The following is a 21938-nucleotide window of genomic DNA, read 5'->3' as shown; positions in this document are numbered from 1 at the left end:
GCTTTAGCAATTACTAGCCATTTTCTCAAACCAGATTTTTCAACGCTCAACTCAATATTCCCACCAAAACAGCCAAATTCCATAACCCAGATGCAGCCAATCTCCTATCCCAACACTAAAACAGTCGATCAAGTTGATATTTATCATGGCATTGAAGTTAGCGATCCCTATCGTTGGCTAGAGGATGCTGACTCAGAAGAGACTAAGGCCTGGGTTGAAGCCCAAAATGAAGTCACCTTTGCCTTCTTGGAATCGATCGCTGCCCGTGAGCCACTCAAACAGCGGTTGACCGAGTTATGGGACTATGAAAAATATAGTGCGCCGTTTAAGGAAGGCGATCGCTATTTTTATTTTAAAAACAATGGCTTGCAGAACCAGAGCGTACTGTACACCCTAGAATCCCTCGATCAAGAGCCCCAGGTTTTACTCGATCCAAATAAGTTATCAAATGATGGGACGGTGGCACTGTCGGGATTGTCGATCGCCCGTGATGGTAAGCATCTGGCCTATGGTATCTCTAGATCTGGTTCCGATTGGGTGGAATGGCGGGTGCGATCGATTCTGACTGGTGAAGACCTGGCCGATCGGGTTGAATGGAGCAAGTTTTCTGGTGCGGATTGGACACCTGATCATCAGGGCTTCTTTTATAGTGCTTATGATCCGCCGGAAAGCGATGAAGCCTTGCAGGGGATTAACTATTACCAAAAGCTTTACTATCACCGCCTGGGCACCAATCAAAACCAAGATCTCCTGGTCTATCAACAACCGGAGCATAAGGAATGGGGATTTAATGGCTCTGTCAGCGAAGATGGTTCATATTTAATTATTAGCGTGTGGCGGGGTACTGATCCCAAGAACTTAATTTTTGTGATGCCGATCGCTGAGTTAGCTAAGATCTCCCAAGGCCAATCTGCCCAGGTAACTAAGCTAATTCAGGAATTTGAATCGGAATATCGTTTCATTGGTAATGAAGATACCAAGTTTTGGTTCCGGACTGACCGGGATGCACCACGATCGCGCCTGATTGCGATCGATCTCAACAATCCCAATCAAACCCAGGAAGTGATTCCCGAAGCGCCAGAAACGCTGCGATCGGTAAGCCTGATTAACAATCAATTTGTGGCTTCCTATTTAAAAGATGCCTACACTCAGATCAAAGTATTTAGCCTAGCAGGAGAATTTGAGCGGGAAATTGAATTGCCAGGAATTGGCTCTGCGGGTGGATTTGCTGGCAAGAGAGAAGATGCAGAGACGTTCTATAGTTTTACCAGCTTTACTTCGCCGCCCACGATCTATCGCTATGACCTAACCACAAATACCAGCACGGTATTTCGGCGACCACAGGTAGATTTTGAGAGCGATCGCTATGAAACCAAGCAGGTTTTCTATGGGAGTAAAGACGGCACTCGCATTCCTATGTTCATTACTCACAAGAAAGGATTAGATCTGAATGGACAAAACCCCACCTATCTCTATGGCTATGGTGGGTTTGGGGTTTCGCTTACTCCCAGTTTTTCGATCAGTAGCCTGGTGTGGTTAGAAATGGGTGGAGTCTTTGCGGTGCCGAATTTGCGCGGTGGTGGTGAATATGGTGAAGCCTGGCATCAAGCCGGCACGAAGTTGAAGAGACAGAATGTGTTTGATGACTTCATCGCCGCGGCAGAATGGTTAATTAGGAACGATTATACTAGTTCGCAAAAAATGGCGATCGGTGGTGGCAGTAATGGCGGCCTGTTGGTTGGTGCTTGCATGACCCAACGCCCAGATCTATTTGGGGCAGCACTTCCGGCGGTAGGGGTTTTGGACATGTTGCGCTTCCATAAATTCACGATCGGCTGGGCTTGGACTTCTGACTATGGATCGCCTGAAAATCCTGAAGAATTCAAGGTGCTCTATGCCTATTCGCCATTGCATAATCTTGAACCTGATACTAATTATCCTGCCACAATGATTACTACTGCTGACCATGACGATCGGGTCGTGCCTGCCCACAGCTTCAAGTTTGCAGCAGCTTTGCAGGCCAATCATGCTGGTGATGCACCGGTTTTAATCAGAATCGAAACAAAGGCGGGACATGGGGCGGGGAAACCTACCACCAAGCAGATCGAAGAGGCGGCGGATAAGTGGGCGTTTTTAACTAAGGTGTTGGCGATCGATTATTAGAAAAGATAAAGAAGCTAGGGAATTAGATTTTTTCCAGAAAAACGCTTGAACTCTTCCAATGCTACTTCCGCATCCGCTAAGCGAAAATCAAGCTCAAGTTTTCGGGATACTCTGGATTCTACATGTTCTTGGAGCTGAGAAATTATCCTAATTATTTTACTAAGTCTATAATATATATTTTGCCCACGTTTCTTCTGCAAATTAAAGCTGCGAGCATTAATGTAGGCTCCAAGAAGAATCATGATAAAGCAGCAACTAAATAACACAAGATACATTAGGGGGTAAACTCGGACATAGCTTAAAGAAGTGACAAATATAATAGGGGAGACAAAAGCAAATGTAAGAGTCAAGAGGTTAGCATTTCTATATAGCTTGTTTAACTCTTCGCATATTCTTAGCAACTTATTGGAATATTCTTCAAGTAGAGACATTAACACTTCCCTGTCATCATCATCGTAAATGGGAGGTGTATCCTTATCAGAACCCTTATCTACATCCATAGCACTCATACCTCTGCTCAAGTTAAAGAGGTTCCGATTAAAGACTCCACCGTATCGAAGAAATTTCTTAAATTGGCATCTCGTAGGCTACTATCGTATCCCTCAGCATTTGGTATCATAAGCTCTCCAGCAGCGGAAATATAGTTAGCGATCACAAGTGAGGCGGATAAAAATTCATGCTTAAAATTATTTGAGCCTATTTTGTTAGTGGCCTCTTCTAATATTTTATTGTAGTCTTCTTGCATATAGTGTTGTTTGACAAGCTGCCGATCATGCCACCACAAGTCTTGCTTAGTAACTAGAGTAATCAGTATGGTTTCTTTACTATCAGCAATTTCCAAGTATTGCAATAACTTTTTTAAAACATTAATTTCTCGATCGCGCCGATTCTGAGCATATACTTTTACAAAATCTCCAACATCCATACCTGGTTGATAAAGTTCATGATACTTGTAGCTGAAGCCTACGCCAGCTTCTCCAAAAGAATGATAGCCCCATGAAACAACATTAATAATGAGCCTGATCTGGCCGCCAGATATCAATCGAAATAGATCATTCCAGCTATTTTCCCTACGCTCTTGGCCTGGGGCAATAATAACTTTCCCAGCCAAATTGTTAGATAGCTTATACTCTTCGATTCTGATCGACTCCTGATATGGTTGAGAAAGATTATCTAGATCACCCGTTAAAATTTTTCCTAAAGTAGTCTTGCCAGTTCCACTAGCACCAAAAACAGCAATACGCAAATTTCCATTTGTTAGTCTGTTGTATATTCTTTTGAATGTTGGAAAGGTCTCTCTAGAAATTTGAACTAATCCTAATCCAGTGCTAACAGCATTAACGGTTTCAACAAACATATTGCTCATATTTTAATCATCTAGACAAGTTTATCCCATAAAATAAACATGTGATCAATGGAAGAACTGCTCTATACCCTGGTGGCACTGCTGCCGATCGCCACTGTTTTCTTATTGTTAGTGATTGCCAAGCGACCTGCTGCCCAGGTGATGCCGCTTTCCTATTTAGTAACTGCGATCCTTGCCCTTTTGATCTGGCGAGTTCCTTTGGTAGAAGTAGCCGCATCAAGTATCCAGGGTTTGGTGGCAGCCGCCGAGATTCTCTACATTGTATTTGGCGCGATCATGCTGCTGAATACGTTACAGGAATCAGGTGCGATCGCCGCAATTCGACAGAGCCTCCTAGGAATTTCCCCCGATCGCCGCGTGCAGCTAATTATCATTGCCTGGTTATTTGGTAGTTTTATTGAGGGAGCCTCTGGATTTGGTTCCCCAGCGGTAATTGTTGTGCCTCTGCTAGTAGCGATCGGCTTTCCGGCAATGGCAGCAGTGACCGCAGCCTTAATTATTCAAAGTACCCCATCGTCCTTTGGCGCAGTGGGTACGCCGATTCTGATTGGCATGAATACGGGCTTAGAAGATGTTCCCACCGTAACCGATCGCTTATCCGAACTGGGGTTAACTCAGGCCGAATATCTAGTAAATATTGGCCAATGGGCTGGTATTTTCAATGGCCTTGTGGGCAGCTTTGTGCCGTTGATTTTAGTGATGGTGCTCACTGCTGGATTTGGCGATCGCCAATCAATCGCTAAGTCTGTCTCTGATGGTCTGGCAGCCTGGAAATTTGCTCTCTTTGCTGGCTTCGCTTTCACCATTCCCTATCTGCTTACGGCGATCTTCCTAGGGCCAGAGTTCCCATCCCTAATTGGTGGCTTGGTCGGTCTTAGTATTGTCGTGCCGGCTGCGAGTCGCGGTTTTCTGGTGCCATCACAAACCTGGGATTTCCCATCAGCGGAGCAATGGCCGAGTAGTTGGGGTGGGCAGTCTATACAGGCTGATCCCAACTTGAGTAGTTCCCTTTCAGCGCGATTAGCCTGGTTACCCTATGTGTTACTTGGCTTTATTTTGATGTTGACCCGGCTGGAATTTTTACCGATTCGTGGCTGGTTGCAGTCAATCAAGCTGACTTGGCCTGGTGTCTTGGGCACAGAAATCTCGATCGCTAGCCAACCGCTCTTCCTGCCGGGGAGTGTGTTTTTGCTGGTGGTGGCGATCACCTTCTTTATGCATCGAATGCAGCCTAAGTCAATGCAACAGGCGATCGGACATGCCTTGCCTATGCTCCAAAAAACGACCCTGGCGCTGGGGGCAGCAGTCTTAATGGCGCGGGTCTTCATTAACTCTGGTGTCAATACTGCCGGACTTGAAAGTATGCCTCTCACCCTGGCCAATGGCATGGCAGCGATCGCGGGGCAGACCTGGCCATTATTCGCACCGATCGTGGGCATGGTGGGCGCTTTTGTGGCTGGCAGCGTGACAGTTAGTAATATGATGTTTTCGCTGTTTCAGTTTGGGATTGCCTCGGATGTGGGTGCCCCCACGGCGATTATCTTAGGCTTACAATGCGTGGGTGCTTCGGCGGGTAATACGATCTGTTCTGCGAATGTGGTGGCAGCGGAGGCCAGCGTTGGTCTAGCAGGGCTGGAAGGAAGCATTATCAGGAAGGTGCTACTACCTACGATCTATTATTTGGCTTTTACTGGCCTATTGGGTATGTTAGTTCTGCAATTCTTCCCTGCTGCGGTCTAACTAATGCGAGTAGTTCTTTATCAATACTGCGAAGAATCAACCATTTACTAAGTTCTTTTGATCAAATCGGCATTGAATTCGCCAATTAATTCTCTTGTTTTTGCAGAAATATTTAAATAGTCAAAGCAGATCTTGGTAATTAAAACTGTTGCTGGACTGATGTTGCGGCCTTGCTCCTGCTTGACTTCCTGATAGGTAGCCTGGGAAATTTTTGCTAATCTTGATTTCGTGGCTGAGTCAAAATCAGGAATTGGAATCCTGGCCACATAACCGGAGGTGATCATATTGGTGCGAATTAGGATTCCCCTCACTAAATAACTAACTAAGCCTGAGTTTAAATAGGCGATCAACCACCAGATATCTTGCCGATCGCAAATAATATTTGCATTCACGCCATAGGCACTGCCGGGTGGTAGGTAGCAGGCTGAGAATGGAACTCCCATCGAAGAACAGGTGATCCCAGGCTGATAGAGTAGATGGGGATTGCGAACGGAAAAATTTTTAATCTGCTTGGCCAGGGCAAGGAAACGATCGCAAATATAGGCATCTGGGCGGGTGTAGAACTTACGCGTACCAGGATTTTTGTAAAAAGGCACAGAAAAACCAGGCTGGGGGCGATCGGCTAAATACTTACGATCGTTGCCAGTGGAAATTCCGGTCACACAGTTAAATCGTTGTCCTAGCCTTGGTAGTTCTTTGAAGAGATGTTTAATTTCGGCTGGTACTTCTAATAGAAATTCATGGTTGTCGCGGTTCCGATCGCTCGCAAGATCGCCAAGCACAATATCCTGCTCTTGGGTCAGGGTAAATTCTTCTTTTTGGAGAATGCATTGAAATTCACTAGTTGAACTAGGGCGATTGCAGATTTTTATTTGATTACCCAAATCCCCAAACTGCTTTCCCTTCTGCAAAATCATGATGCAGGTGCGTACATCTGCGCCCTGGGGCTTAAATAAATCCGTGGGGCAGAGTAATAAATAATGGATTGTGGTCTGTGCCAGGATCTTTCTTCTTAGCTTAGTGTGGGCTTTGGCTGTCAAAAACGAATCGAGCGTGATTAGGCCGATCGCCGCACCCTCAGCGGCCAGATCGATGATCGCAGATAGGAACATGGAATACATGTTATGAACGCCCACATCGTGGAACAGTCTTTTTAGCTCCGTTTTGTTTGATTGAATATAGTTAACCTCATGGCAGTTGTAGGGTGGGTTGGCGATCCAATAGTCAAACTGAGTAAAGTCGATCGCAGTTTGAGGCAGGGAATCAGGCGATCGGGCTGCTTGATAGAGGTCAATAAAATTATGGTTTAAGAATTGAAAGAATTGATAATTAATGGGAGTAGCAAAGTCAACCAGATCAATTCCGGTTACTCGCTTGCCGGCGCTCGCAAAATCAGCAACTAGCTCACCCTTCCCCACACAGGGATCGATCACGTTCTCGCCATCAGATCGAATTTCCAGCAGCTTGCGGGTTAGGAATTTAGCCACAAATGGGGGCGTAGCATAGTAACCGATCGACCTGCGATCCTTGCCACAATCTGTTGCTACGGTTTTTGAATGCCTGCCCATATTGTGTTGCTCAATTTGCTCAACTTATAACTAATTCAATTTTGAAGGAGAGGCATTACATAATCCAAAGATGAAAATGCTGCTAACCAAGATATCAAATTTATGCCTGATATCAGTTTGACCGATCGATTAATTGTTAAATCATGCCAACCATGTGCAATGCCTTCGCAAGAGTTCTAATATACGTCCTAAACCTAGAAAAGCAAATCATGACAAACCGCCTGGCTATATATGCCAGCTTTGACAATGGGAATTTGATTAATGCAAGTTGTATATTGAGGCGATCGCATATTAAATCATAAGTATGCTGGCTGGTACAAATTCACCCAGGACATAATTGAACCAGGAAAAATGAATCGGCTTAAGGTGCTGGTAATTGCAGTAAGGCTGAGGAAGAATTGCGATCGCCACTAATCTAGTGCATTAAGAAACCTGAAGATCGCCACCAGTGTTTTGTAACATTTTTTACAATTTAGTTAGCGGTGCATATATATCAATGCATCTGGAGGTGAGGGGAATTAAGTTTTCTGCTGGTAGATCGATCGTGGCTTAGCCTGGTGGAGTTGCATCGTAGCGATCGTGATGGGTTGTAACTACCAGTCTAAAAATCACTAAATCCATTAAATCAAATCTGGGAGTAAGGAAAATGACTACTTCAATGAGAGTAAAAGGAATGGTCGCTCAAATGCATGGTTGGGGCGATTGGGAGTTAAGGGAGCTGATCGACGAGGTAGAGAATCTGCGCGATATGAACATGCGGTATCAGATGCCTACTGTAAAGCCAAAATATCGGGTTGGTGGCTCGGCCTCTTAAGGCTTGATTATATATTTGGCTATATAAATGCTGGGAGCGATCGCTATCCTTGCCAGGGCGATCGTTTGAAGCTGCCCTAGATATTCTCGCCAGGGCATCACAATGCTGACTTGGTAAATAAGATTTGGTTGGCAAAAAGATGATCTTGCCATTGGCTGTAGTACATTAAATGCTGTAGCGCACAGCAAGATGCTTAATGTGAGTCTAATGGCATATCGATATTACTTTGGCTATGGTTCTAATATTGTGATTGCGGGGATGCAAGAGCGCTGTCCAGGGGCGATCCTGGTCGGTGTTGCCGAGCTACCCAACAATCGCTTTTTAATCAATAGTCAGGGTGTGGCCACGGTTGTTCAATCACCGGTTAGCAAAGTTTATGGGGTGGTATGGCAAATCACGCCGGATCACGAGGCGGTGTTGGATGACTACGAAGACATAGACCTGGAGCTATATGAACGGGCGATCGCCCAGGTGAACCTGCTCAACTTGCCGATCGATTCGGAACCGGTTGCACCGATCGAGGCATTGATCTATATCGCTACCGATGAGCTGTCTGGCATTCCTATGGATGGCTATTTGGAGGAAATTGTGGAGGCAGCGATCGGCCACAGCTTCCCTGATTATTATGTGCAAGAGTTGAAGGAATGGTTTTTATAGTTCAATCCTTGCGGGTGGACTGAATTTCGAGTGGGTTGAACCTAACGGTTTGCGATGTATGAACCATGCTCTGGCTATCTCCACCCTTGCGCCACAGACTGCCATACTTGAGTTGCTCCAGGCATTGCGGCATTGAGACTATTTCCAATCTTCCCAATCTTCATTAAAGATTGAAGTATCGGGGAAAGAAATTGGATTGCCGTTTTCCCTTAAACGTTGCTGAAAAGCCTCTAGCTGCGGTTCCTGGCGTGGTAGATCGTCCACCATTTCAAAGGGCGCGATCGCATTTTCGAGGGCGAAGTCTGCCACGGTGCCGGCGGCTACTCCCGAAGACCATTCAAAGGAATGCACCCGATAGGCAGCAGCGGCAATGTGACTGGTGGCAACGCTTTTCCCGGCCACAATCAAATTATCTAGATTTTGAGGGATCATCGCCCGCAACGGAATCTGGAATGGATAGGCCTGCCCCTGGCCGCGTCGTTCACCAGGGCGTTCAAAATTACCAGGGGTTTCCACTGGATACTTAACCAAACAGGGATGAAAGTCGATCGCATAATGACCAATACCCACCGCATCGGGATAAATGGTCGATCGGGCGCGTACCGGAATTTCGGCACTATCAAGATCCCCACTGATCACCGCTGCCTTTTCCAGACCAGCGATCGCCACCCGCAACTTGCGATACATATCCTCTGGCAGATTAGTCTTGTAATATTCATCGTTATAGTCGCGGCGCGAAATATCGATCTCAGCGATCTTAAATCCTTCTGGATTACCCCAACTAGGTCTGCCAATAATTCTTCTGCCTTCACGCATATAGGGATACTTCGACAGGCCATGCTCAGTTCCCATCGGCGAATCAAGACCAGACAAAAAGCGATTATTGGGGCGAGGCTGCTTAATGCTAGGCTGACTTTTTTCCTCCTCTGGTTTGGCAGTGGTAGCTGGTTTATCCAGACGCGAATCAGTGGTGCCAGAAACCAACCAATGGAAATAGCCCCAGGAAATCCGCTCCCCTTCGGACAGGGTTTTTACCCGCAGTCCACCCAGCCAACCGCCAGGATTAAGCTGACCATTAGATTGCAGTTGATCGCGGCTGTAGATCAAATTATCCTTGCTGGTGCCAGGGCGATAGTCATTCCCCCAGGTCCAGTTCTGCATCGAAATATCCCCCACCACGATCGCCTCTTCTTCCTTGTAGAAGCTAAAATCAACAGTCTCAAAGAATTCTGGCGTGGGAGTATGAATGCGGCGATAGGTAAATACAAAGGGGAAGCTGGCCAAACGTTCTAGCTCATAGCTGTAGTAGGGTGCATATTGGGCGTATAGCTCAGGGGTTTGATGATTTTGTGGCTCCGCCGTGGCTTCCATCGCAAAGGTGTAGGTAAATCCCTGAGTGCAGTAGTTATCAGCTGTTTTACTTGATGAAGATGGTTCGCGGGGCGAGAGGGGATCGATCCCCAGGCGATAGGGGACATCGGCCAAGCCGACAATCTCACCCGTCTCGGTTGCTTCGATCACATACCAATCAGGGCTATTTGCTGGTCTTGGCACAGGTAAACCTGTTTCTGGATCTGGCTTTGGTGGTTGGGGAATGAACTTAGTGACTGTTTTGGTAAACCGCTCTGAATTATCATAGCGATAGGCTTCCGGCATGATCTGCGACAATGGAAACGTATTTAGTGGCGGCGCTCCCGTTGCGGGGGTGTGGGTAATGGCGATCGCGCTTCTAATCTGGCCATCGGTAATTTCTAGATCCTTAATTACCGTGGAAAACAGCAAATTCAGCTTACCGTTTCCTTCCGCTTCTGCTTCTCTGAGCAGACCCAGCAAAATCTCATGCCCATCCTGGGGAAAAAAACAGGAGGCACTGACCCAGCACCCACCAGGATTGAGCCTGCCATATTTTTCCTCGATCCGATCGCGCAGTTTTTTATAGCCCCGATCGTAAAATAGCATTTCCCTTTGCGTCGGTCTTTCATCCAAAGCAGAAGTACCCTGCGCTGAAATCTGCCCCCCAACCCAATCGGTAATTTCAGTCATGCAGACAGTGCGCCCCGCCAACAATCCTTCATAGGCAGCGGCTGTTCCCGATAGGCCACCACCAACAATCAAAATCTCGCATTCTATTTGTTGATCGATGCGGGGAGGTTGAGCAGCATTGACGGGAGCCGCGATCGCTACGATCGTAGTGGTGATCGCTGTGGTAGTGGCAAAGCTGGTTGCAGTCAAGAATTGGCGCAATTGCATAGCTTAAATCTAGTTCCTGATTCCTAAATTCTTAAAACTTAAATCTTGGTGGATGTGGATTACGTGGATGCGATCGCCATTGATCCAACTAGTCGGTGGCTGTCCAGGCGATTGATACGTGATTAAATTGATACGTGATTAATAGTAATGCTTGGTCAAGGCTATGACTAACTAACAAATAGCTGAATCACAAATAATCAAGGTTGAAATGCAGCGCTAGTTAGTATCCATAAATTTCTATGGCAGTTGATGCCAAGGCAGATTATGACATACTTAGGCTCGATCCATAATTAATCCTTAATCGATATTTAAGATTGCATGTAGTTAAGTCAATCCATAGCTAATCTACTGCCGATCGATCGACTATAGATGCGCCCGCTTTGCGGCCTTTAGGCCAGAATTTTAGATTATTCAGGCCAAGAGTTGATATTTAAAGCCAGAAGTTGATATTTCAAACCGGAAGTTGATATTTTAAACCGGAATTCTATGTTGATCGCTACCACAGGTCAAGGCAGACTGATAATATTTGGGGTGGATCGCAAACATCAAGGTTTTGAGTAGAGCAATTGAGTAAAGCAATTATGACAGAGTACAACTGGTCGGCTTTATTGCAGCAGCTAATCGATCGCCAATCCCTATCCGCTGAACAAGCTACTCAGCTAATGGAAGGTTGGCTAGCCGGAGCGATCGCCCCAGAAATCTCTGGTGGCATTTTGACCGCCCTGCAATGTAAAAGCGTGGATGCAGTGGAATTGGCGGCAATGGCCAATGTGTTGCAACGCTCTTCGTTGGGGCAATCAATGTCTACCGGTAATTTGCCGATGTTGCTCGATACCTGCGGTACGGGTGGTGATGGCAAAAGTACCTTTAATATTTCCACCGCAGTGGCGTTTGTGGCTGCCGCTGCTGGAGTTCCGGTCGCAAAGCATGGCAATCGCGCTGTTTCCAGTAAGTCGGGCTCTGCTGATGTGCTGGAGGCTCTGGGGATTAAGCTGAACTCGCCAACGGAAAAGATTCATGCCGCGATCGCGGAAGTTGGCATTACCTTTTTGTTTGCCCCTAGTTGGCATCCGGCGATGAAAGCGGTTGTCCCAATCCGCAAGGCACTGAAAATTCGCACCATTTTTAATCTAATTGGGCCATTGGTAAATCCGCTCTTGCCCACTGCCCAGGTTCTAGGGGTCTATAATCAGGAGCTAATTGCGATCGTGGCGGAAGCCCTTAAAATCATGGGGCGGCAACAGGCAGTGGTTCTCCATAGCCGCGAGGGTTTGGATGAAGCTGGATTAGGCGATCTCACCGATCTGGCGATCGTGGAAGGCGATAAGGTGGAACTAAGCACGATCGCATCGGCAGAAGTGGGGCTAGCATCAGCACCGATCGAAGCTTTGCAGGGGGGCGATGTGGCCGCAAATGCGGAAATATTGCGATCGCTATTGCAGGGTAAAGGTACAAAGGCGCAAAGGGATTGTGTTGCTTTAAATGCTGGGATTGCTCTGCGCATCACTGGTCAGTCGGCAAGTTGGCAAGCAGGAGCTAACCAAGCCGGCGAAATCATTGATAGTGGTGCAGCGTGGCAAAAACTAACCGAACTGGTAGATTTTTTGAGTAATTAGGTAATCATCAAATAATTATCAAAAACAATTGCTCGGCCAGAGTTTAGGTTGCCATACTGAGATCGCAATTGAAACCTCAAGAACTTGATGTGAGTCAGAATAGTTACTGACGCATTCAAAATAAAGCAAGCGATCGCCAGGATCTAGTATGGCTAACTTTACCAGACCAGCTTGAGCAGCTATGCCTTGAAATGAATAGCTAGAGCCAGATTGGCACTGTATTTATCCTCAATTTATACTTATGGTTAGATTTGCGTTCATGTCCTGTCATGTTTAACTTTGCAAGGAATGGAATAGTTACCTATTTGTGAGTAAGTTGATTTCACTGCCTCTATCGCAGGTGTTATTTTTAGTAAATCGTAATAAAAATACCGAGATCTTTACTTTTTGAGGTAATAATTAGATTAAGTAAGAACCGACTTAAATTTTTGAGCCGGGGCATAAACCAGCCCTACTAGCTCAGAGTTATTAGATTATCTGGATGGTATTGGTTGGGTTGCCTTTGAGTTAAGCCTGCATCTGCATTGAATTGAAACAGAGAATAATCGGTAATGGCGATCGCCTCAGACTGATTAGTTGCAATTTACACGGCTCTCGAATGTGACACGTTTTTAGAGCCAGATATTTTGACTATTGGGATTCCTACCATACATGTGTTTGTCTAAAGTCTGCTTAATTGGACATTGGTCTAATCGGTCAAGCCAATTAGCAACAGCGATCGGTTCAACCTACTCCTAATTGGGGGCTTGAAACTTAGATTAGGTGCATCACAGTTATTCACGGCGCTTGAACCTAATTTATTCAAGCAATGAGGGGATGCGGTCATGTCAAAAATAAATCTTATTATTGCAGATGCAAATATAAAAAATGCGCTTGAATTACGCAGCACGCTGATGCGGTTTGGCTACCATGTGGTGGCGATCGCTAGTAGTAGCCAGGAACTGATTGCGCTAACCGGGGTACTAATGCCGGATCTGGTAGTTACTGAAATTAGCTTAAAGGAAAAAGCTGATGGCATCGAAGCAGCGGCGATCGTGCAGTCGGAACTGTATGTTCCAGTTGTATTCCTGACCGAGCAGATCGATTATCCATTGATTACCCAGGCTCAGAATATTAAACCCTATGGTTTTGTGGTTAAGCCAGCGTCGGAAATGCAATTGCAAATAGCGATCAAAGTTGCCCTGGATCGCCACCATGCTAAAACTGGGATCAGGCAGCAACTTTCTCAAGCTGAGAAACTCAAAGCATTTAAATCAGAGCTAATCTCCATGCTTTGTCATGATGGTCGCGCCCCACTAACCTCAATTTTGATGTCTCTTGACCTGATCCAACGGTATGAGGAGAGAGGCACTGAGGCTCAAAAGCTAAGATGCTTGAATCGGATTAAGGCTTCCGTAGAGCATCTCAATCAGTTGATGGAAGATGTTCTCACCACCGATTGTGCTGACACTACTTCAGAACAGCTCCACATAGCACCGATCGATCTGGTTGATTTTTGTCGGCAGGTAATCGACGAAGTTAGCCATAATAGTGGCGATCGTAATCAAATAGAATTTCATAGCCTCGATTGTTCGCAGCTGTTTTATACCGATCAACGATTGCTACACCATATTTTGTATAATCTCATTTCTAATGCAATTAAGTATTCCCCTGCCAATGGCAAAGTTGAGGTGTATCTGGCTTGCCTTGATTCGGAAATAGAAATCAGGGTATGCGATCAGGGCATTGGTATTCCTGCTGGTGATGTGGCAAGGTTATTTAATCCCTTTTTCCGAGCCAGGAATGTTAGTGGCCATCGGGGTAATGGTTTGGGCCTAACGATCGTCAAGCGGTGTTTAGACAATCTGTCTGGTAGCATCAGGGTTAGTAGTGAGGAAGGTAAGGGGAGTATGTTTACGATCCAGTTACCTCAACTCAACCAGACAACCCAGCCGCAGATCGAGCTGTTCAAATACAACTAATTTAGCTGTCTAGTTGGTAGCCAAAAATTTAAATCGACCATTTTAATTAGCGCTCCCTAATAGCATCTGCACATGGGATGTTTATAAATTGCTAATCGCCATATGCGATCGAATTGTTCTTTGCCCTCAAGTAATCAGGTAAGTGCTAGCTCTCTTCGTCACCCCTTCTAATATATTTCGCCTCTAAATAATCTTCGGGTTCTACCTTAGCTACCTGATCAGCATCATAGTATTCGTCATAACCATCGGGTCGTTGCTTGGGTGGATATTCTCGCATCTCCTCTTCGGGTAGATCTTCACGCTTATACGGGGTGCGACCGCCATAAAAATTACCATCCACCCATTCATCTATATTTTTTTCCCTGCCAGAATTATCACGATCGCGCCCAAAGTCGGTTATGGGGCGATCATCCAGTCGATCTTCCATTTGATCTTCCATTTGATCAGAGCTTGGTGATGCGCTGGATCTATTAGATCTATTGATGCGTGGTGAATAAACAACTTCTACATCTGGCCGTTCTGAATCATCCACATCATCCACATCATTCACAGCGGCGCTCGGCTCGTAGTAAATATCATAATCATCCTGCTGATCTGCTTGAATCGTAGTGTAATTGTTTGACTCTCGATCGTTCTGCCGCTCATAACTATTATAACTATTGCTATTGCCAGATTTTGAAGTAGACGAAGGGGGCGGGTCAAAATCAACTGGACTACTGCGTTCTGGTTGGCGATCGCCACCTAACCAAAAGGAAAACAAATTTATGACATAGGCTGAAATCGCACCGCTCACAAATGCCGCGATCATCGCTAAGCTAAGCGGCATCGAAATAGAGACAAACCCTAGGAAACTAAGTGTGATTGAATTAGCAAGATTTTGCAACACCAGTGCTGCCAAACCTGCGATCGCCGTTGCCAACAGGCCAAACCGAAAGATTGGGAATGGTTCAGCCTTACGTTTGGATTTCTGGCGATTACGATTTCTGGTCATGGTTTGGTTGGAGCGGCTGATGTGCTGCTAATACCTTGCTTATCTACTTAAATATTACTCCGAAATATTATTCCGAAATATTATTCCGGCCCTGCCAACGGTTGATCAAATCAGCGTCAATGCCAAACTGATCAAAGACACGAGCCACCACAAAATCAACCAGATCCTCGATCGACTGGGGACGATGATACCAGGCTGGGATCGCTGGCACAATTTTGGCTCCTGCTTCTGCCAGGGCAGTTAAATTACGCAGATGAATCAGACTAAATGGCGTTTCGCGCGGCACAACCACTAGTTTACGCCCTTCCTTGAGGTGCACATCAGCGGCACGTTCGAGCAGATCGGAACTAAACCCGTGGGCGATCTTCGCCACTGTGCCCATGCTGCAGGGAATCACCACCATGCCAAGGGTGCGAAATGAGCCACTGGCAATGTTTGCACCAACATCCGACCAGGGATGACAGATTAACTTACCGCCATTTTCCTGGCATTGATCGCGCCAGAATTGCGTCTGGGCTTCGCAATTGGCAGGCATCTGCACATCATATTCTTCATTCCACACCATCAGTGCGGATTTGGAAGCCACTAGCTCCACCTGATAGCCAGCAGCCAGCAAAAACTTAAGCGATCGCACCGCATAAATCATGCCCGATGCACCGGATACACCTACGGTAATGATATTTGCGTTAGAGCCGTTAGCGCGATCGCTGTTGCCCCGACTTTGGGTCTGAGGATTGAAATTGTTGATTTTTGATTCGGTTGTATTCAAGGACTTGATCTTGCTACTTGATCTTACTAAAGATATGAGGGCGTAAAAATAACCTAATTAACTGGGTCTAATTGATCTAATTGGCCAAATTCAATTAAATAAATTTAGCGTTTCCTGGCAATATTCGCTTCGACCCAAAGCAGCAATTAGCAAATTATGGGATATGGGGCGATCGCCTATAGAAAACAGTAATCTATAGCGTAAAAGTAAATTCCTTAGCCAGTAGCCCAGGGGTGAGCACCCCACCCAACGATCGACTGTAGTAGGTGCCAGTATCCGGCTGGAACTCGCTGAAATTGGTCAAAGCTGCCAAGTTTTCACCCAGAAAGCTATAGATGCTGTGATCGAACCGTAGATTCTCGATCGGCGCGATAATTTCGCCACCCTCTACCCAAAAGCAGGCATAGCGGGTCATGCCAGTAATGCGGCCACCAGGCCGATCGCTCCAGTTTAAATAATGCAAATTGGATAGATATAACCCCGTATCCAGTGCCGCTAAAATCTGCTCCCTGGGTAAATTGCCCGGTAAAATCTCCGGCGATCGCATCCCTTCACCGCGATCGGCTCCATTAGCTGGCTTGCCATATTCCGCCGCACTACGGGCGCTGACTAATGTATTCACCAGTTTACCGTTAGCGATAATTGGCAATTGCTCCGGTGCGATTTCACCCAAACTATTAAACTGCGGCACCATGCCGTTAGCAAAGTTTTCCTGGAGCGTAAACAATGGCGATAGCCGCTGCTCTTTTTGCCACAGCTTAATCAAAGCACTACTACCCTGTTGTAATCCGGCTTCCCCCACTACCCAGGCCAGAAAATAGGCGATCTCAGCCATTGCTGCTGGTGCTAGGTAAGTACGATAGGTGCCACGATCGACCTGGTGGGCAGGGCGCTGGAGTACCTGGAGTTGTTGTTGTGATTGAGTAACCTGAGCGACATATTGCGATTGTTGCCAATCTCTGCCCGCATAGCTACCCTTGATCGCTCGATCGCTCTGTCCGCTGCTGCTGCTAACACTGGCAAACATGGAATAATCTACAATAAAAGAATCGGTGGCGAACCAATGGCGCTGGCCAGATGAGTTGGCACTGGCGCGAATTACTACCCCGGCTGAGTAAAGACCCACATAATCAATTTGTTGAATTGGTGCCAGGATTGCCTCGATCGCGGTGGCTGGCTCCAGCAAGTTACCCACATACACAGCACGGCTGGATGCCTCGCCACTGGGCGCAACGGTATAGGGGTTCTCTGGTAATTGAGCCACTTCCTGCCGCAGATAATCCAGGTTTTGCAGGGCGATCGCCACATCAATCGCCGACTCACCAGTAAAGACAAACTCCGCATAGGCTTCACGATGATCGCAAATTAAATTAACCGACAGCGTGCCATCGTCCACTAAGCCCGTTTGGCGCACCCTGGCGCGATTGAAGCGAGTAAACTGGCTGCGTTCGCATTGCAAGCTAATCGTGATTTGTTCAGGTGCTTGCAATTGATTGAGCAGGGCATCCACCACCTGATTGAAGCTGGCTTCGAGCTGTGCTAGTTGGGCGGTGGCCGAAATATATTCGGGGCGATCGCTGACAGTGGTTGAGGCCATAACTGGGGTCTTGAGATTAACTGATTGGTAGTTCGATCGTAAACGTAGTACCGCGATTAACTTCACTTTGGAAGCTAATTCTACCACCTTGGAGATCGACTGCTTTTTTGACGATCGCCAGCCCCAAGCCAGTGCCAGAGATATTGCCTACATTTTTGGCTCGATAGAAAGATTCAAATAAATTCTCTTGATCAATTTTGGGAATACCAATACCACGATCGCTTACTTTAATTACCGCCACTGGGATCTGGCCAGGCTGATCGGCTGCTGGATTGATGTTGCCGACATTATGATCATCAATTGAGTAGGTCGCAACAGGAGGCGATGGAGCTATTTGCGTTGTGTGCTCTGCTTTTACCGCGCTTGAATCTGGCAATGGCAATGAATCAGAGCTGGATGTCGAGCCAGTCTGAGATACCTGAGAGATCTGAGATAATGGTTCGGCTAAAGAAGCGATGTATTTGTAGGTTATTTCAAAATCTACCTGCTTTTGCTCTGGCGAATATTTGACCGCATTGGTGAGCAAGTTAGAAACGATATGCCGGATCAGTTTGGGATCGACATAGGCAGGCTGATGACAAATTTTTTCTGCTTCCAGGTCGGGAATCTTCAAGCTAAATTGAATGATTGGGCGATCGCCTGACATCAATTGAATTTCCTCAATGATTTCTCGGCAAAAGGCAGTTAGATCGATATATTCTGGCTTATAAGTAAGTTTGTCTGCCTCCACCTGACCAATCAAAATTACTTCTTCAAGCAAGCGGGTCATGGCATTGACTGACTGGCGAATTTTGACCAATCGCTTGATTCGCTTTTCTTGGGATAAATGATGCCAACTGTGCTCCAGCATGTCCGCCGCCAACATAATTATACTCAAAGGGGTGCGGAATTCATGGGACACAGTCGTCACAAAATCCGTTTTGAGATCATAAAGCTGGCGCTGTTTTTCTAGGGTGCGATAAACTTCCGCTTCTGCACGCTTGCGATCGCTAATATCACGATCGATGCCTCGATAGCCAATAATCTTACCGTCTGGGTCATAGCAAGGTACACCACTGGTTTCAATCGTCACGATCGAATTGTCTTTGTGGATATACATATTTTCACAGGTAAAGGGTTGATCTGGCTTAATCAATGGGAACTGGTTGATCTCAGGGGCTTGGTTGTGATGCTCTAGTTCCTGATTGGTTTCTTGATCTAGTTCTTGATCGGTTTCTTGATCAGTGGCAATCAGGGCGATTGCTGTCCGGCCAATTAACTCCTCTGGTTCATAACCGAGCACCCGGCTAATCTGGGGGCTAATATAGGTATATTCAAGCTCTGCATTCATCTCCCACACCACATCACTACTGGTTTCAACTAAGTTGCGAAAACGGGATTCGGCGGCCTGTCGATCGCGCATTTCCTTACGAAGTTGGGTGATCAGGTTTTCTAGATCGAGCGTCCGCTCTTGTACCCGCTGCTCTAGCTTGATATTCAGCTCTTGTAGTTTTGATTCAACTTTTTTGCGTTCAGTAATGTTGGTGCTGGTGCCCACAATGCGATAAATTTTGCCATTTCGATCGCGCCAGGGGGTGAGTGTGGTCAGCCACCAGGACGCTTGGCCTTGAAACGGAAGCCACTCTTCATAGGTAACTGACTTACCCGCATCGATACAATTGTCATAATGCCGAATTAAATCAGCAACAATTTCCGGCGCGAAGAGTTGATGTGGCGTTTTACCTTGAATATCTTGATTGGTAAGGCCGGTTAACTTTTGATGAGCTGGATTCAAGCCCACATAACGATACTCTTTAACTTGATCTGGCCTTGCCCGCTCCCAAATTACATCAAACACAAAAATTGATTCTGCCACCCCCGTATAAATGCTGCGCAAGAACTGCTCACTTTCTTCTAGCTTGGCGGCCGCCTCTTTAGTTTTGGTCACATCGCGCAGGGTGCCGGAAATACCAATCGCCATGCCATGATCATCGGTGAGAAGCTGGGCATAGACCTTGAACCAGATTGTATGGCCTTTTTTGCTGGTACAACGTAATTCAAAGTGACAATATTCAATTTGCTGATCTACAAGGCGACGAAATTCGCTGAGATAGAGATTAAGATCCTCTCTATGCACAAAATCCAGTGAGTTTTTATTAATAGTTTCACTCAAACTAAATCCAGTGCTAGCAGTCCAGGCTGGATTGAGGAAAGTCCAAATCCCCAGCTCATCGGTTTGGAATACCACCTCACGCAGACTTTCTACCACCCAGCGATATCGCTCTTCACTTTGCCGCAAGCGTTGTTGAGTTCGTTGCCGATCGCTGATATTGGTGGCCACGCCGATTATGCCGCTAACCTGGTCTAGCTCGTCAAATAGAGACGTGTACCAAATTTCATAGGTAATGCTGTTAAACTGGCGGATACTGCGGAAAGAATCGCCAGCTAGGGCACGATCGATATCATTAATTACTTCTGGCGCGTCCTGATAATACTCATAAACCGATTGCCCCACCAATTCACCCGCAACCAGGCCAAGATCCTGCAAACCTTGCCCCTCAGAAATCGTAAAGACTCCTTTGGCATCGACACCAAAAAGGATCACCGGCAAATTAGTAATTACTGTTTGTAACCGCTTACGACTCTGCCGTAATTCTTCATTGGCGGCAACCTGCTCGGTAATATCGTGAAAATACCAGATCCGGCCCTGATAGTTGCCCTGTTCACTTAAAACTGGGACTGAATGCCAATCAAACACACCGCCTTCATGCATCCAAACTTGATCATGGCTACAAGATACGGTAGTTTCGGCAGATTCGGCTAAAGCTGTACTGTGTGAATTTAGATCGAGCCGATCGGTCACCAATCTCAATAATTCAGTCTCCTGAAGCTGCTGAATCTGAGCATCACTGATCTGCCACATTTGGCAAAACCGATGGTTATAGGCGATCACCCGCCCCTGCTCATCCACCACCAGAATGCCATCCACAGCAGCATCCTGTTGGGCTTGTAGCATTGAGTTGCTGCGGTGTAATGCAGCTTCGATTTGTTCACGTTCGACTAATTCGGTTTGCACCTGCCAGAGCAGTTCTGATTTCTGGATGGCGATCGCCACATGCATACCTAGTTGCGCCAGTAACTCAATTTCTGCCGATTGCCATTGGCGCGGTGCATTACATTGGTGCGCGATCAAGAGCCCCCAGGTATTTTGATCAATTTGAATGGGCACAACCAGGATCGCTTTGACCGCCAGTTGCTCTAGCACTGCTAGCAAACAACCAGGCATCTGCATTTGGGAAATATTGTGAATTGCCAGATTTTGCCCCTGGAAATAGGTGCGGGTAATTTCACTATTGAAACAATGGGCTTGGGCTACATTTCCCAGCGTGGTGGGCCAAGGGGGCAGGGCTGCTTCGGCCACAACCTGGCTATTGGCAAATTGATATAGCAAGACCCGATCGCAGTCTAGGAATTCTCTGACCTCGGTCACGATCGTATTGAGCACCGCATTTAGCTCCACCGAACGGTGAATACTCAGGGTAATACTGGCAATCAGGCGATCGCGCTTGTGCTGGGCTCTGAGTTCCCTGGCATTTGACCTGACTTGAGCCACAATCAGCTCAGTAGAAGGATAGGTAGTGGTGCATAGCTCGGACTGATCGGGATCAGTAACCTCATCACAAAGCTCACTCCAAATCTGTCGCTGTGCGGTTATATTTTCACCGGTGCCATAAATCCAGCCTCGTTCGTCTTTGCACAGGTTCCATTTAATCCAGCAGTAATGGCCTAATTTATGCTGGTAGCGATGTTCAAACTCCAGCCGATCGCTGCGCCCCTGAGCATTCAGTCCACAACTATTCACGAGCTGATGGGCGGCGATCGTAGCATCTAAGTCTTCGGGATGAACCAGTTCCAACCAGTTGCGCGATTGCAATTCCGTCTCGCTCCAACCCAGGATCGATCGCCAAGCGGGGTTGATGTTATGTAAATGTCCTTCTGGAGCAATGGCACACAGCAAATTGGGAGACATTGCAAAAAATGTCTGGAGTTGAATATCACCCGTGTTCTGTTCTTGCATCAAACCCTTGCCAATATAGCTAACCAGGGCGGTGCGGCTATGCTAAAAATCACCGCGATCGAATCCGTCTGTTTAATCTTGACCACCAATCAATATTTACAAAGTAATATCATCCTACCTAAAAAGTATAGCCAGCCAAAACAAGATAATCGATTGCCCTGGTTAATGCTTAATAGAACTTTAGGGACTGACTAAAAATTTATAGTAGCAAAGGCAAGCGAAATAGTTAGCTATGATTTACCTGGATTTTAGGGTTTGGGTTAGAGCTACCTAGGGGCAATCTCTTAAACAAGTTAGATTTGTTGCCTTAAACAGCTTGTCATCTGAAACAGCCAGATCACATCGATCCGGATCTGGCTATCTCATCGTGAGCTAAGGCTTATGCCTGT

Annotated in this window: 15 protein-coding genes; 6 read left to right on the top strand and 9 right to left on the bottom strand. The window is 46.5% G+C overall.

The genetic code is table 11. The features are described from left to right. Positions 1-90 precede the first annotated feature (90 nt). Positions 91-2163: a prolyl oligopeptidase family serine peptidase gene (locus PSE7367_RS06425; RefSeq protein WP_041699179.1), complete on the top strand. Its 2073-nt coding sequence runs from the start codon at positions 91-93 to the stop codon at positions 2161-2163. Positions 2164-2177: 14 nt separating this feature from the next. On the opposite strand, the gene PSE7367_RS06420 is transcribed toward PSE7367_RS06425, so the two are convergent. Both PSE7367_RS06420 and PSE7367_RS06415 read right to left on the bottom strand, forming a co-directional pair. Continuing rightward, positions 2178-2663, bottom strand: a complete 486-nt coding sequence (locus PSE7367_RS06420; protein WP_015164566.1) for a hypothetical protein — start codon at positions 2661-2663, stop codon at positions 2178-2180. A 17-nt stretch (positions 2664-2680) separates the two neighbouring features. Then, the gene (locus PSE7367_RS06415) at positions 2681-3520 is read right to left on the bottom strand and encodes a P-loop NTPase family protein (RefSeq protein WP_015164565.1); all 840 of its coding nucleotides are present in this window, start codon (positions 3518-3520) and stop codon (positions 2681-2683) included. 57 nt (positions 3521-3577) lie between these two features. On the opposite strand from PSE7367_RS06415, the gene PSE7367_RS06410 reads away from it, so the two are divergent. Beyond that, a complete protein-coding gene (locus PSE7367_RS06410) occupies positions 3578-5269 on the top strand; it encodes an L-lactate permease (protein ID WP_015164564.1) in 1692 nt (563 codons plus the stop codon). A gap of 47 nt (positions 5270-5316) precedes the next feature. Here PSE7367_RS06410 and PSE7367_RS06405 read toward each other — a convergent pair whose 3' ends face one another. Further along, entirely contained in the window at positions 5317-6837 is a 1521-nt protein-coding gene (locus PSE7367_RS06405; RefSeq protein WP_015164563.1) for an N-6 DNA methylase, read from the bottom strand. A 646-nt stretch (positions 6838-7483) separates the two neighbouring features. On the opposite strand from PSE7367_RS06405, the gene PSE7367_RS21860 reads away from it, so the two are divergent. Further along, complete coding sequence (locus PSE7367_RS21860) at positions 7484-7651, top strand: hypothetical protein (RefSeq protein ID WP_015164562.1); 168 nt, start codon at positions 7484-7486, stop codon at positions 7649-7651. 207 nt (positions 7652-7858) lie between these two features. Then, positions 7859-8308, top strand: coding sequence for a gamma-glutamylcyclotransferase family protein (locus tag PSE7367_RS06400; protein WP_041698355.1), 450 nt, complete (start codon positions 7859-7861; stop codon positions 8306-8308). A gap of 1 nt (position 8309) precedes the next feature. Here PSE7367_RS06400 and PSE7367_RS22900 read toward each other — a convergent pair whose 3' ends face one another. Beyond that, a complete protein-coding gene (locus PSE7367_RS22900; RefSeq protein WP_015164560.1) occupies positions 8310-8441 on the bottom strand; it encodes a hypothetical protein in 132 nt (43 codons plus the stop codon). Between the two features lie 5 nt (positions 8442-8446). After that, the gene (locus PSE7367_RS06395) at positions 8447-10558 is read right to left on the bottom strand and encodes an FAD-dependent oxidoreductase (protein WP_015164559.1); all 2112 of its coding nucleotides are present in this window, start codon (positions 10556-10558) and stop codon (positions 8447-8449) included. 581 nt (positions 10559-11139) lie between these two features. On the opposite strand from PSE7367_RS06395, the gene trpD reads away from it, so the two are divergent. Both trpD and PSE7367_RS06385 read left to right on the top strand, forming a co-directional pair. Further along, a complete protein-coding gene (trpD, locus tag PSE7367_RS06390; protein WP_015164558.1) occupies positions 11140-12174 on the top strand; it encodes an anthranilate phosphoribosyltransferase in 1035 nt (344 codons plus the stop codon). A gap of 824 nt (positions 12175-12998) precedes the next feature. After that, positions 12999-14135, top strand: coding sequence for a hybrid sensor histidine kinase/response regulator (locus PSE7367_RS06385; protein ID WP_015164557.1), 1137 nt, complete (start codon positions 12999-13001; stop codon positions 14133-14135). Positions 14136-14280: 145 nt separating this feature from the next. Here the strand turns inward: PSE7367_RS06385 and PSE7367_RS06380 are convergent, their stop codons facing one another. The 4 genes from PSE7367_RS06380 to PSE7367_RS06365 form a co-directional block, all read right to left on the bottom strand. Further along, positions 14281-15126: a LapA family protein gene (locus PSE7367_RS06380; RefSeq protein WP_015164556.1), complete on the bottom strand. Its 846-nt coding sequence runs from the start codon at positions 15124-15126 to the stop codon at positions 14281-14283. A 67-nt stretch (positions 15127-15193) separates the two neighbouring features. Beyond that, positions 15194-15895: a flavin prenyltransferase UbiX gene (locus PSE7367_RS06375; RefSeq protein ID WP_015164555.1), complete on the bottom strand. Its 702-nt coding sequence runs from the start codon at positions 15893-15895 to the stop codon at positions 15194-15196. Positions 15896-16088: 193 nt separating this feature from the next. After that, entirely contained in the window at positions 16089-17492 is a 1404-nt protein-coding gene (locus PSE7367_RS06370) for a TldD/PmbA family protein (protein WP_015164554.1), read from the bottom strand. A gap of 16 nt (positions 17493-17508) precedes the next feature. Further along, positions 17509-21549, bottom strand: a complete 4041-nt coding sequence (locus tag PSE7367_RS06365) for a PAS domain S-box protein (RefSeq protein ID WP_015164553.1) — start codon at positions 21547-21549, stop codon at positions 17509-17511. Between the last annotated feature and the right edge of the window lie 389 nt (positions 21550-21938).

The organism is Pseudanabaena sp. PCC 7367 (assembly GCF_000317065.1).
Lineage (GTDB): Bacteria > Cyanobacteriota > Cyanobacteriia > Pseudanabaenales > Pseudanabaenaceae > Thalassoporum > Thalassoporum mexicanum.
Note: the sequence above shows the minus strand (reverse complement) of the source record. Positions and strands in the feature narration are given on the sequence as shown.

Coding starts and splice junctions, on each gene's coding strand:
- PSE7367_RS06425 (WP_041699179.1), top strand. CDS start 91: ATGCAGCCAATCTCCTATCCCAACACTAAAACAGTCGATCAAGTTGAT.
- PSE7367_RS06420 (WP_015164566.1), bottom strand. CDS start 2,663: ATGGATGTAGATAAGGGTTCTGATAAGGATACACCTCCCATTTACGAT.
- PSE7367_RS06415 (WP_015164565.1), bottom strand. CDS start 3,520: ATGTTTGTTGAAACCGTTAATGCTGTTAGCACTGGATTAGGATTAGTT.
- PSE7367_RS06410 (WP_015164564.1), top strand. CDS start 3,578: ATGGAAGAACTGCTCTATACCCTGGTGGCACTGCTGCCGATCGCCACT.
- PSE7367_RS06405 (WP_015164563.1), bottom strand. CDS start 6,837: ATGGGCAGGCATTCAAAAACCGTAGCAACAGATTGTGGCAAGGATCGC.
- PSE7367_RS21860 (WP_015164562.1), top strand. CDS start 7,484: ATGACTACTTCAATGAGAGTAAAAGGAATGGTCGCTCAAATGCATGGT.
- PSE7367_RS06400 (WP_041698355.1), top strand. CDS start 7,859: ATGGCATATCGATATTACTTTGGCTATGGTTCTAATATTGTGATTGCG.
- PSE7367_RS22900 (WP_015164560.1), bottom strand. CDS start 8,441: ATGCCGCAATGCCTGGAGCAACTCAAGTATGGCAGTCTGTGGCGCAAG.
- PSE7367_RS06395 (WP_015164559.1), bottom strand. CDS start 10,558: ATGCAATTGCGCCAATTCTTGACTGCAACCAGCTTTGCCACTACCACA.
- trpD (WP_015164558.1), top strand. CDS start 11,140: ATGACAGAGTACAACTGGTCGGCTTTATTGCAGCAGCTAATCGATCGC.
- PSE7367_RS06385 (WP_015164557.1), top strand. CDS start 12,999: ATGTCAAAAATAAATCTTATTATTGCAGATGCAAATATAAAAAATGCG.
- PSE7367_RS06380 (WP_015164556.1), bottom strand. CDS start 15,126: ATGACCAGAAATCGTAATCGCCAGAAATCCAAACGTAAGGCTGAACCA.
- PSE7367_RS06370 (WP_015164554.1), bottom strand. CDS start 17,492: ATGGCCTCAACCACTGTCAGCGATCGCCCCGAATATATTTCGGCCACC.
- PSE7367_RS06365 (WP_015164553.1), bottom strand. CDS start 21,549: ATGCAAGAACAGAACACGGGTGATATTCAACTCCAGACATTTTTTGCA.